The 12,260-nt window shown below is 31.6% G+C and carries 10 protein-coding genes and 1 pseudogene; all 11 read left to right on the forward strand.

Features of this window, described 5'->3' with window-relative positions; all coding sequences use genetic code 11:
* Positions 1-23: 23 nt before the first annotated feature.
* A complete protein-coding gene (nagB, locus tag JI750_RS09275) occupies positions 24-1,952 on the forward strand; it encodes a glucosamine-6-phosphate deaminase (RefSeq protein WP_202000653.1) in 1,929 nt (642 codons plus the stop codon).
* 292 nt (positions 1,953-2,244) lie between these two features.
* A complete protein-coding gene (locus tag JI750_RS09280) occupies positions 2,245-2,478 on the forward strand; it encodes a DUF3820 family protein (RefSeq protein WP_202000657.1) in 234 nt (77 codons plus the stop codon).
* A gap of 156 nt (positions 2,479-2,634) precedes the next feature.
* A complete protein-coding gene (locus JI750_RS09285; RefSeq protein WP_202000659.1) occupies positions 2,635-3,468 on the forward strand; it encodes a DUF6625 family protein in 834 nt (277 codons plus the stop codon).
* A gap of 51 nt (positions 3,469-3,519) precedes the next feature.
* The gene (locus JI750_RS09290) at positions 3,520-4,917 is read left to right on the forward strand and encodes a hypothetical protein (protein WP_202000661.1); all 1,398 of its coding nucleotides are present in this window, start codon (positions 3,520-3,522) and stop codon (positions 4,915-4,917) included.
* Positions 4,918-4,920: 3 nt separating this feature from the next.
* Positions 4,921-5,715: a hypothetical protein gene (locus tag JI750_RS09295; protein ID WP_202000663.1), complete on the forward strand. Its 795-nt coding sequence runs from the start codon at positions 4,921-4,923 to the stop codon at positions 5,713-5,715.
* Between the two features lie 136 nt (positions 5,716-5,851).
* On the forward strand, positions 5,852-6,094 hold the full coding sequence (locus tag JI750_RS09300) for a putative signal transducing protein (RefSeq protein ID WP_202000665.1): 243 nt from the start codon (positions 5,852-5,854) through the stop codon (positions 6,092-6,094).
* A 107-nt stretch (positions 6,095-6,201) separates the two neighbouring features.
* Positions 6,202-6,786, forward strand: coding sequence for a hypothetical protein (locus JI750_RS09305; protein WP_202000667.1), 585 nt, complete (start codon positions 6,202-6,204; stop codon positions 6,784-6,786).
* Between the two features lie 33 nt (positions 6,787-6,819).
* Positions 6,820-6,879: pseudogene (locus tag JI750_RS22100) on the forward strand (hypothetical protein); the annotation flags it as partial.
* A 19-nt stretch (positions 6,880-6,898) separates the two neighbouring features.
* A complete protein-coding gene (locus JI750_RS22105; RefSeq protein ID WP_202000669.1) occupies positions 6,899-9,007 on the forward strand; it encodes a peptidase domain-containing ABC transporter in 2,109 nt (702 codons plus the stop codon).
* Positions 9,000-10,325, forward strand: a complete 1,326-nt coding sequence (locus JI750_RS09315) for a beta-barrel domain-containing protein (RefSeq protein ID WP_202000672.1) — start codon at positions 9,000-9,002, stop codon at positions 10,323-10,325. Before JI750_RS22105 ends, JI750_RS09315 begins: the two co-directional genes overlap by 8 nt.
* Before the next feature lie 258 nt (positions 10,326-10,583).
* Positions 10,584-12,197 carry a CTP synthase gene (gene pyrG / locus JI750_RS09320; RefSeq protein ID WP_202000674.1) on the forward strand — a complete coding sequence of 538 codons (1,614 nt, stop codon included), beginning with the start codon at positions 10,584-10,586 and terminating at the stop codon, positions 12,195-12,197.
* The last annotated feature ends 63 nt before the right edge of the window (positions 12,198-12,260 follow it).

The raw sequence follows: 12,260 nt of genomic DNA on the forward strand, positions 1-12,260 counted from the left end.
CAAAAAATAAAAATTAATATATCATGTTAAAAAGTAAAATCGACAAAGCAACAGGTTTCGAAAAACGATTCGAAAACATCAACACAGTTGTTTTTGAAAACTCAACAGATGCTTCAAAAGAAGTAGCGCAGGAAATTGCGGCTTTAATCAAAGAAAAACAAAAAGAAGGAAAGCCATGTATTTTAGGATTGGCAACTGGTTCTTCTCCAAAAGGTTTATATGCTGAATTAGTGCGTCTGCATAAAGAAGAAGGTTTGAGTTTCAAAAATGTAATCAGTTTTAACTTGGATGAATATTATCCAATGGAACCAAATTCAATCAACAGTTATGTTCGTTTTATGAAAGAGCTTTTGTTTGATCATGTCGATATTTTACCTGAAAACGCTCATGTTCCAGACGGACTTTTAACAAAAGAACAAATTGCAGACTACTGCCACGAATATGAAGCTAAAATTGAAGCTTTAGGCGGAATTGATCTTCAGATTCTTGGAATTGGAGGAAACGGACATATCGGATTTAATGAGTCTGGTTCGCTTCAAAACTCTAAAACTCGTTTAGTGGCTTTGGATCACATTACAAGAGTTGCAGCAAGCAAAGATTTCTTTGGTTTAAATAATACGCCAAGAACTGCGATTACGCTTGGAGTTAAAAAAATCATGGAAGCTAAAAGAGTGATTTTGTTAGCTTGGGGTGAAGGAAAAGCAAACATTGTGAAAAAATCTGTTGAAGATGAAGTTACAAACCGAGTTCCTGCTTCATTTTTGCAAGAGCACAACAATGCGATTTTCATTTTAGATAAAGAAGCTTCTTCAAAACTAACTAGAATCAATAAACCTTGGTTGGTTGAGAAAATCGTTTGGACGGATAAATTAACTCGTAAAGCAGTTTTAGGATTGGCATTAGATCTTAAAAAACCAATTTTAATGCTTACAGATGCTGATTATATCGAAAACGGTATGAGTGATTTGTTGGCAGATTCAGGTCCAGCTTACGATACTAATATTAAGATATTTAATAAATTACAAAATACAATTACAGGTTGGCCAGGTGGAAAACCAAATGCAGACGACTCAAATCGTCCTGAAAGAGCGGAGCCAGCTAAAAAGCGTGTATTGATTTTCAGTCCGCACCCTGATGACGATATTATCAGTATGGGAGGAACTTTTATGCGTTTGCAAGAGCAAGGACATGAAGTGCACGTAGCGTACCAAACGTCTGGAAACATTGCGGTGGCAGATGATGAAGCTTTACGTTTTGCAAGATTCGTAATTGATTACAATGAAAAATTCGGAATCAAAAGCGAAGAAGCAGATAATATCTATAAAAAAGCTGAAGCATTTTTACAGAACAAAAAGAACAGCGAAATTGATATTCCAGAAGTGCGTTACATTAAAGGTTTAATCCGAAAAGGAGAGGCGAGAGCTACAAGTTATTTTGTTGGTCTTCCAGATTCTCAAATTCACTTTATGGAATTGCCTTTTTATGAAACGGGAACAATCGAGAAAAAACCAATCGGACCAGAAGATATTCAGCTGACAGTTGATTTAATCGAGAAAATTAAACCGCACCAAATTTATGCAGCTGGAGATTTAGCAGATCCGCACGGAACACACAAAGTTTGTTTGGATGCTATTTTTGAAGCAGTAAAAGTTTTAAAACCAAAAGAATTCATGAACGACTGCTGGTTATGGTTATACCGTGGAGCTTGGCAAGAGTGGGGAATTGACGAAGTTGAAATGGCAGTTCCAATGAGTCCAGATCAGGTTTTAGCAAAACGTCACGGAATCTTCAAACACCAGTCTCAAAAAGATGGAGTTGTTTTCCAAGGAACAGACGCAAGAGAGTTCTGGCAGAGAGCAGAAGACAGAAACCGTGAAACGGCTGAGTTGTACCACCAGTTAGGTTTGGCAACGTATGCTGCGATGGAGGCTTTCGTGAGATGGCACTATTAAAAAGTGACAAAGGTTCAGAGTGACAAAGGGACAGAGGTTTCTAATCTGTGCTGAACTTTTTTCAAATAATATTTTTGAAGCAGGAAGAGGGAACGAAAAATAGTTCTTTTTTCTTGCTTCTTTTTTTAAAGTTGCTAAGGTTCTAAGATTCTGAGATTCTAAGTTTTTAATCTTTGATTTAATAATCTGTGAGAATCCTTTTAATCTGTGGCAAATAAATAATAGCTTTGCATATAATTGAAGCAAGAAGAAAGTATAAGTCTTTCCTCTTGCTTCTTTCTTCTTAAAAACTATGGATCAAGACAAAAAACAGCTCATAAAATTAGCACACGCCAAAATGCCATTCGGGAAATATGAAGGAAAATATTTAATTGATTTGCCTGAGTATTATGTGGTTTGGTATCACAATAAAGGATTTCCTAAAGGAGAGTTAGGTCAGCAGTTACAATTGATTTATGAATTGAAATTAAACGGTTTAGAAGAATTGATTCGAAATATTAAGAAGCAATATCTAAAGCCTATATAAATAAAAGTAGGAAAAATCTTTGGCGGTTTGATTTTTTTTATATAAGTTTGAAATACAAAATATTATAATTTCCAAAAACAAAGTGATACCACAGAGTTCAAGACTGAATTCATAAATGTGTACAAGTCAGTGTTTTTTAAATTATAATATTTTTTTATGCCTAAACTTTCCTCTATAGCAAGCATTACTTGCTGGTACGGAAAATTTCCGTGGTATCTTCCTTATTTTTTGCATTCCTGCGCCTTTAATCCAACAGTTGATTTTTTTATTATAACAGATAATTACGAAAGAATTGACAATAAGCCAGACAATGTAAAGATCATTTACAAAACACTTGATGAAATCAAAGCTATTGCTTCTAGAAAATTGGGTTTTAAAGTAAATATTGATTATCCATATAAACTTTGCGATTTTAAGCCTGCTTATGGGTTTTTATTTCCTGAAATTATTCAAGATTATGATTTTTGGGCACAAAGTGATCTTGATATCATATTTGGAGATATAAGATTATTTCTTACGGAAGAATTTCTGAATTCGTATGATTTTATCAGTATGAGGCATGACTATACTACAGGTTGCTTTGCATTGTACCGTAACAACGAAAAAATGAATACATTTTTCATGAAGAGTAAAGATTATAAACTTGTTTTTTCAAACTCTAAACATTATTGTTTTGATGAATGCAATTTCGCTTGGGATCCTCTTACTTATGGGCAATCAATCTTCGAAATACATACTGAAATAGTGAGTTTTACTCATCTTGTAAAGGCGGCACAGATAACCAAAGAAATTAGAGCGCATTTTGATTTCATTATCATTGAAGGCTACACTGGCGATGTCATTTTTGAAAACGGAAAAGTTATTTATAAAAATGAATATGAAGGGTTGTTGTTTCATCTCTTCTGGATTAAGAAAACGTACTCTCCCAAAACACCACCAAAAAAAATACCAAATACCTATAAAATAGGACCCGTAAAGATTACACATTAAAAAAATGGGGTTGATTAAATATACTTTTGTTTAATTTTTAAAAATTTTATTATGAGAGTTTTAAAGAAAATGAGTTTTGATGCTTTAATAGAGAATATTTCTATCGAAGATATGAAGTTTATTATGGCAGGAAGTGGATCTGTCGTAAATGGTAGTTCTTATACTCAGCAGATGGGTGGTGGCGGTTCAGGAAATATGTGGTTTTATGCAACAGATAGAGGTTTGTCATCTCAATTTAGTCCAGCTGGAACTTTATTATTTGCTTCTAACGGAAATTATAATGATCCTTCAATTTCTTCAAATCAAAATACTTATGGTTATGGTTCAGCAAATTATGGAAGTAATTATAATAGTGGTTATGGAAGTGGGAGTGTTAATAGTAATGCTCAAGGTTGGACTAGTACAGGAAATGGAATAGTGACAACTAATCCAAATGATATTAATCGCTTTATCAACTTTGTAGGGCATAATAGCGCTACGAATCCTCAATTTTCTTGGAATAATATTGCTGATTTTTTAAATAAAGAGCAAACAGTTGAGGGAAGAGCTTATAATAACGCTGTCTATGGAGCAATTTTACTCAATGAGGTAATAGTGTACAATACTTATAAAGGTCCAAGTTCCATACCGCAAGGAATTGATTACTCTAATGGTGTTCTCAGAGTGGGAGTTATGATGGGCAGCGGAGGAGTTATGATGGGAAGTAATGTTTACATGGGAAATGATACAAATACAAGTTATAATCCTTTTGTTGACGATTACGTTTTTAACGATAATGGAAGCTTTATAGGCGTGCAAGATATAACAAGTGGTCATAATATCAAAATATCGATAGGAGGAAAATTATGTAATTTATCTGATTTAGATACAAGTACTTTAGCAAATAATAGTGGCCTTATAACAAAAATTGCCACTTTTTTTGCAACAAAAGCAGGATTGTCTACTGGTTTTGTTGGAGTTGATTATAGTACTGAACAATCTTCATCGGTACTAGCTTTTACTAAGTCAGACGGAACGGTTTATTTAAATGCAAATGGAGGAATAAGTAAATTGTTAGACAATTATGATAATTTGACAAATGTTTTGAAACACGAACAATTTCATCAAATTGAATTTGCAAATAATAAAAAAACAGATTTTGAAACTCATGTAAAAGTTTATTTACAACAATTTAATGATGCTTCTTTTGCTAATACGACATCGGAATTTAAGTTAGGACAAATTGCATCAGTCACTAATTATTTAATGAACATGGATAGAAATGATCCTGATAATCTGTATAATCGTAATACAATTATTTCTCAAATAAATACATTTAATGAAATGAAAACTGGTTATCAAATTATGAATGATGTTTCTTTCGGTCTTAATCCTAGTCAATTAAGGTTGTCAATTAGGGATAGTAATGGAAAAATGTATGAAATTAATTATAGTCAGCTTAAAAACTAACCAATGAAAGAAATCATAACTAATATTTTATTTTTTCTCCTTTTTAAGAATAAAAATAAATACAAAATAATATTGTTTTGTTTTGTTCTGTCTTTTTTCGGTTGCAATAATGCAACTGAAAAAGATAGGACGGATGAAGTAATTGAAAAACTTACAGAAAGATATCCTCAATTAAACAAAGGGGATTCGGATTATTATAGATTGATTAGAAGTGTTTCTTATGATAATAATAGTTTTGAAATTCAATTGCGTACGGAGCCTGATTCTATAAGTGACAGGCAGAGTATTTTAGTTTTTATAAATTCTAAAAAGGAACAATATGCAATCCCTTTCTTTTCTAATTCATATGTTGATTATTGGCAGTTTCCAAATGATCAATCATCAAAAAGCAAGAAAAAATCAAACGCCACATTTAACAATGAATTACGCGGAGCATTGTTGTTTTTAAAACGTGATAATAAAATTGATTTGTTTGATGTTGCTGAGGAAATGAGGCATTCTTTACTTCTTTGCACTGATTTAACTTTAAAAGATAGTTTATTAATCAAAACAAATATGATTAATCTAGGCAAACATACCGTTGATGATACAGAAAGCGAAGCTCAAGAAAGAGTGAAAACAAATTATAAAAGCATTATGAAAAATAATTACTCATATGCTCTTTATCATAAAACTGGTATTTTGGCATACTTAGATCAAAATAGATTCAGAATTTATCAATTTATTTATCATCACGATGGTACTTTTTCAGTAAAATGCTATAGGCAGGATAGGAGAATTAATATTACAAATATTTGATGATAAAAATTAGGATAAGTGAAACAATGTTTGAGTTAAGAATATAAAATAATTTCAGTGATGACTTTTTTCGTTTGAGAGATATTAGTTATTAAAGAATCTGTAGAGGTATTGGAGAAATTAGAATTTTAAATGTATGAGAAGCTTATTGATAATATTTAATGGTAATTATCTTGAAACGATGAATTTGAAAAATCTTTTAGGAAGCTTTAATGTTGAAAGCTATATTGTAAATGAATGTATGTCTACTATAAAATCTTCGCTAGTAAGCGCTGGTGGTTTTAATTCAGTTTCTCTGCAAGTAAATGGCAAGGATTTCGAAAGTGCAAAAAAAATACTTGAAGATTATAAAAATGGAAAGTTTAGTTTAGAGGAGTAATATTCATTTTTTTTGTAAAAAAAAATAAATATTGATTTATTTCAACAGGTGTCTTATGTGAAAGCCAATTCAGAACTAATTGCGCTAGGCTATAAAAAATAAGGATTATGAAAAGAGGATTTTATTTTTCAATTGTACTTAATTTAATTTTAATTGTTTCATGTTTTTTTCTGTATGAGAAAAGCACTGGACTAGAGAAGGAATTATTTTCTTCACAAAAAGAAAAGAAAGTTCAGGAGGAAAAAAGAGAGAAGAATCACATTACGATAGATAAAAATGACCCAATTTTCATTTTTAAATCTAAAAAATTTCCATGTGATTCAGGAGGCAGTTCAAGTTATGAAACTAATTTATGTTTTGGTGAAAAATTAGAATTTGCAGACAGTCTGTTAAGAGAAGTTTTTAAGAGTAAAATCTTATTACTAGATAAGTATATCAAGATGGATAAAGAAGCTGTGTCCAAAGTCAAGGATAATACCTTTTTTGTAAATGCTTTAAGAATTAATATTGCGCAAAAAGAAAATCTTTTAAAATCTCAAAAATTATGGGATCAGATGAGGGTATTAAATTCTAAAGATGTTGAATTGGGATGTCAGGGGGGAACTGGGTGCTCTGGCTTTGTAAGCCAAGCGGAAACCAATTATGTTTTAAAAAGAATAGAAGAAATCAAAAATATCGATGGGTATAATTAGTCTTTTAAACCTCTTAGATTAAAATTTAAATCAATGTTCAATTTTCCTCATGAATACCAGCTCGATTCCAAAGACTGCGGTCCAGCTTGTATTAAAATAATTGCTAAATATTATGGCAGGTTTTACAGCCTGCCTTTTTTTACGCGATTTATGCGGTATTACAAGAGAGGGAGTCAGTTTTTTAGACATTAGCGATGCCTGCGAAAAAATAAGTTTGCGTACTAAAAGTATTAAAATAGATTTTGAGACTTTTAGGGCTATTCCATTGCCGTGTATTGTGCATTGGCAGGATAATCATTTTATAGTAGTTTATAAAATAAATCATAAACAAGTATTTGTTTCAGATCCTGCAAAAGGATTATTAAAATACGGTCATGAAAATTTTAAAAATAGCTGGCTGAAAGAATCTAAAACAGGAGCTGTTTTAGCTATCGAACCGATGGCAGATTTTAAACAGCGCTCTATAAATGATAAAATAGAAAGACGCAAAACGTTTGAAAATTTCTTAGGTTATTTTACACCCTATAAAAAGAGTTTTATAAACTTATTTGTCGTGATGCTAATAGTAACAGTTTTACAGGCATTTTTGCCTTTTATCTCCAAAGCTGTTATTGATGTTGGAATCCAAACAAACGATTTAGATTTTATTGATCTTGTTTTAATTGCTAATATAACCATTATAGTCAGCATTTTATTGAGTAATATGGTTCGGGATTGGATTCTACTTCATCTAACATCTAGAATTAATATCTCATTAATTTCAGATTATCTGATCAAATTAATGAAACTGCCCATTACTTTTTTCGAAAATAAATTAATTGGAGACATTTTACAGCGAGCACAGGATCATGAACGTATTCGGGATTTTGTAATGAATAATTCTCTGAATTTTATTTTTTCGATTTTAACATTTTTCATTTTTGGAATAATTTTGATGATATACAGCCCCGTTTTATGTTTGATTTATGTTATAGGGAGCATATTATTCATTGGCTGGGTTTTATTTTTTCTTCAGTTTCGAAAGAAACTAGATTGGGAGTATTTTGACTTACATACTAAAAACCAAAGTTATTGGGTAGAAACCATTGGAAGTATTCAAGATATCAAAATCAATAATTATGAGAAGCACAAAAGATGGAAATGGGAAGCTTTGCAGGTTCAATTATTCAAGATTGATCAAAAAATACTAAGAATTAATAATGCTTTAAATCTAGGAGCACAGTTTATTAATCAGTTAACTAATTTGATTATTACTTTTTATTGTGCGAAGTCAGTAATAAAAGGAGATATTACATTTGGTGTAATGATTTCTACTCAATTTATAATAGGAATGTTAAATGGTCCTATTATGCAGTTTATATCTTTTATTCAATCAGGGCAATATGCTAAAATTAGTTTTTTAAGATTGAATGAAATACATGAGTTGGAAAATGAGGAAGAAAATGATATTACCAATAATATAAAGCTTCCAGAAGACAAAAGTTTATTGTTGCGAAATGTGAGTTTTCAATATAGTAGAAACAGTGATTATATTTTGAAAAATATCTCACTAACGATTCCTGAGGGAAAGGTCACCGCAATTGTTGGTGATAGCGGAAGCGGAAAAACTACTTTGCTGAAATTAATATTGAGATTGTATAAGCCTACTCATGGCGAATTGTCAATGGGAAATTTAAATATTCAGAATATTAATTTAAAACAATGGCGAGAAAGCTGTGGGGCTGTAATGCAAGACGGCAAAATATTTAGTGATACCATACAGAATAATATAGTTTTAGACGATGAAAATATAGATTATGAAAGGTTGAAAAAAGCAGTGACAGCTGCAAACATAGCATCTGAAATTGAATCAATGCCAAAAGGGTATCAAACGATGATGGGAGAAAACGGAAGAGGTTTAAGTGGAGGCCAAAAACAGCGTGTTCTTATTGCAAGAGCCTTATATAAAGATCCTGATTATCTGTTCTTTGATGAAGCGACAAATTCATTAGATGTAATAAATGAACAGAAAATTGTAGTGGCATTAGAAGAAATATTTAAGAATAAGACTGTAATTGTTGTAGCGCATAGATTAAGTACAATTCGTAAAGCAGATCAGATTATAGTGTTAAAAAACGGTTACATTACCGAAATTGGAAATCATGATATGCTGATGACCCGCGAAAATGGGCATTATTATCAATTAGTTAAAACTCAAATAGGAGATACGGTAAATGGCTAGCAAAGGATTTCATAAAACGCTTAATGAAAACAGAACAGAAGAAGTTGCATCAATAATTGAAAGAATGCCAACTAAATTCGGGGCAACAATAAGCGGAATTGTCGTTGGTTTGGTTTTACTTTTGCTGTTATTTGGCTGGCTAATAAAATATCCATCCATATTATCAGGTCAAATTGTGGTAAATACCCAGCAAGCTCCTGTTAAGCTAATCGCTTCAAATTCAGGTAATATTATATTATTAAAGAATAAATCGGGCATAAAAGTAAATAGAGGAGCATATCTGGCTTATATAAAGAATGAAGCAAGTTTAAAGGATGTGCAATTGTTGGATGATTTGCTTTATAAAACTAATATTCATGAGGTTGTTTATAATAAACACCGTCATTTGTTTCCTGAGAATTTATCTTTGGGTGAAATAAATAATAAGTATTTTAATTTTTTAAATTCATTATATCAATATTTAGATTACTCTGTCCAACAGCCATATGAATTTCAAAAACAGATAAACCAAAAATTATTAGAACTACAGCAAAGCAAATTTTCGCAATTAAAAAATGATTTTAAAAATCAAGAAATTAAGTATAAAATATCACAAAGTCTTTTTAAAAAAGATTCAATTTTATTTGAAAAAGAAGTGACTTCTAAAGCAGATATTGAGCGATCTATTATAGCAAAAGCTAATAGTATTTTAGATTATAATGCTATTGATAAAGAAATCAATAATACAAATTATCAAATAAAGGAAACTCAAAACAAAACTCAAGTTATAGCGATTGAAAAAGCAGTAAAAGAAAGAGAACTTGTTGTTAATCTGTTTAACAGCTACTATGATTTGATAGATGCAGTAAAAAAATGGGAACGTACCTATGTTTTTGTTTCACCAATTAATGGGAAAGTTGATTTTTTAAATTTTATTAAAAGCAATGACTATATTCAATCGGGGCAGGAATTGTTTAAAATAGTGCCAGACAATGCTCAATTGATTGGTCAAGTTAATTTACCTGAAAATGGTGCAGGAAAGGTAAAGGTGGGACAAGGCGTTATTATTAAACTTAACAATTATCCTTATAATGAATACGGTTCTATAAAAGGAAAGGTTAAAAGAATATCGCTTGTAACAAATCAGCAGACATTGTCCGACACTCAAAATAAAATTAATTCCTATTTGGTAGAGGTCAGTTTGCCATTCGGATTAAAAACCAATTATGGTGTAGAATTAAACTTTCATGCTGAGGCAAAAGGAACCGCTGAAGTTATTACCGAAGATCGAAGATTGATTGAGCGTTTCTTTGATAATTTAAGATATAAGTTAAAATAATATTATAGTATTTCAAACAATATTTAAAACCATAAAAATCGGATTTTTAAATTGATAAGGTTATTGTTTATTAGTTGCGAATTTGCAGCTAAAAACAGAAAAACCTTTCGTTTTCTTATGGTGGAACTTTAAACCTTTATTTAATTCGAAAGAACTCTAAAATTTTAAAAATTATCTCATTCTGGAATTGATAAATTGTCTAATTAAATTTGTACTTTTGCCAAGTTTTTTACACAACTACTTACAAACAACAACAGAATGAATCAAACAAAATATATTTTTGTTACAGGAGGTGTGACCTCTTCATTAGGAAAAGGGATTATCGCGGCATCTTTGGCAAAATTGTTACAAGGAAGAGGATACCGTACAACTATTCAGAAATTTGATCCATACATTAACGTAGATCCGGGGACACTAAACCCGTATGAGCACGGAGAATGTTATGTGACAGATGATGGAGCTGAAACTGACTTAGACTTAGGGCACTACGAGCGTTTCTTGAACGTTCCTACTTCTCAGGCTAATAATGTTACTACAGGAAGAGTTTATCTTTCGGTTATTGAAAAAGAAAGAAGAGGAGAATTTTTAGGAAAAACAGTTCAAGTTGTTCCTCATATCACAAACGAAATCAAAGACAGAATGCAATTGCTAGGTAAATCTGGCGATTATGATATTGTTATTACTGAAATTGGTGGTACAGTTGGTGATATCGAATCTCTTCCTTATATAGAGTCTGTTCGTCAATTAGTTTGGGAGTTAGGTGAAAATAACGGAATTGTTATTCACTTGACATTAGTTCCTTATTTGGCTGCTGCAGGTGAATTAAAAACAAAACCAACACAGCACTCTGTTAAAACATTAATGGAGAGCGGTATTAAAGCAGATATTTTGGTTTGTAGAACCGAGCACGAATTGTCTCAGGAATTACGCCAGAAATTAGCTTTATTCTGTAATGTGAAAAAAGAAGCGGTTATTCAGTCAATTGATGCTTCTACTATATATGAAGTTCCAAATTTAATGCTTGAAGAAGGATTAGACGTTGTAGCTTTAAAGAAATTGGATTTACCTAAAAAAGCATCTCCAGATCTTAAAAACTGGAATACTTTCTTAAAAAGATTAAAAAACCCAAAACAAACGGTAAACATTGGTTTGGTTGGGAAATATGTAGAAATGCAAGATTGTTACAAATCTATTTTGGAGGCGTTCATTCATGCAGGAGCTGCAAACGAAACAAAAGTAAACGTAATTTCTATTCACTCAGAACATATTAATGCTGATAATGTAGAAGAGAAATTAGGTTCTCTTGACGGAGTTTTAGTTGCTCCAGGTTTTGGTGAAAGAGGTATTGAAGGAAAAATCGAAGCAGTTCGTTTTGTACGTGAAAACAACATTCCTTTCTTCGGAATCTGTTTAGGAATGCAGATGTCTGTTATCGAATATTCTAGAAATATTTTAGGTTACGCAGAAGCGAATTCAACAGAGATGAACGATAAAACGCCTCATCCGGTTGTGAGTTTAATGGAAGAGCAGAAAAATGTAACCGATAAAGGAGGAACAATGCGTTTAGGTGCTTGGAAATGCGATATTAAACCAGACACTTTAGCATACAAAATTTACGGACAAAAAACTATTTCGGAGCGTCACCGCCACCGTTACGAGTATAACAATAAATATGCTGATGAATTGCAAAAAGCTGGTTTAAAAGCTTCTGGAGTTAATCCTGATACAGGGTTAGTTGAAATCGTAGAGCTTGAAAACCACCCGTTCTTCATTGGTGTACAATACCACCCAGAATACAAAAGTACAGTTGCAAATCCGCACCCGATCTTTGTAAACTTTGTGGCTGCTGCGGTAAATGCGCATAAAAAATAATAATTATATTCTGAGAAGATGTAACAATTGAGTAAAACTCATTACTAATAACCTTCAACGAAT

Source organism: Flavobacterium tagetis, from assembly GCF_016735615.1.
In the GTDB taxonomy this organism is placed as follows: Bacteria; Bacteroidota; Bacteroidia; order Flavobacteriales; family Flavobacteriaceae; genus Flavobacterium; species Flavobacterium tagetis.

Coding starts and splice junctions, on each gene's coding strand:
- JI750_RS09290 (WP_202000661.1), top strand. CDS start 3,520: ATGAGAGTTTTAAAGAAAATGAGTTTTGATGCTTTAATAGAGAATATT.
- pyrG (WP_202000674.1), top strand. CDS start 10,584: ATGAATCAAACAAAATATATTTTTGTTACAGGAGGTGTGACCTCTTCA.
- JI750_RS22105 (WP_202000669.1), top strand. CDS start 6,899: ATGGCAGGTTTTACAGCCTGCCTTTTTTTACGCGATTTATGCGGTATT.
- JI750_RS09295 (WP_202000663.1), top strand. CDS start 4,921: ATGAAAGAAATCATAACTAATATTTTATTTTTTCTCCTTTTTAAGAAT.
- JI750_RS09280 (WP_202000657.1), top strand. CDS start 2,245: ATGGATCAAGACAAAAAACAGCTCATAAAATTAGCACACGCCAAAATG.
- JI750_RS09285 (WP_202000659.1), top strand. CDS start 2,635: ATGCCTAAACTTTCCTCTATAGCAAGCATTACTTGCTGGTACGGAAAA.
- JI750_RS09305 (WP_202000667.1), top strand. CDS start 6,202: ATGAAAAGAGGATTTTATTTTTCAATTGTACTTAATTTAATTTTAATT.
- JI750_RS09315 (WP_202000672.1), top strand. CDS start 9,000: ATGGCTAGCAAAGGATTTCATAAAACGCTTAATGAAAACAGAACAGAA.
- JI750_RS09300 (WP_202000665.1), top strand. CDS start 5,852: ATGAGAAGCTTATTGATAATATTTAATGGTAATTATCTTGAAACGATG.
- nagB (WP_202000653.1), top strand. CDS start 24: ATGTTAAAAAGTAAAATCGACAAAGCAACAGGTTTCGAAAAACGATTC.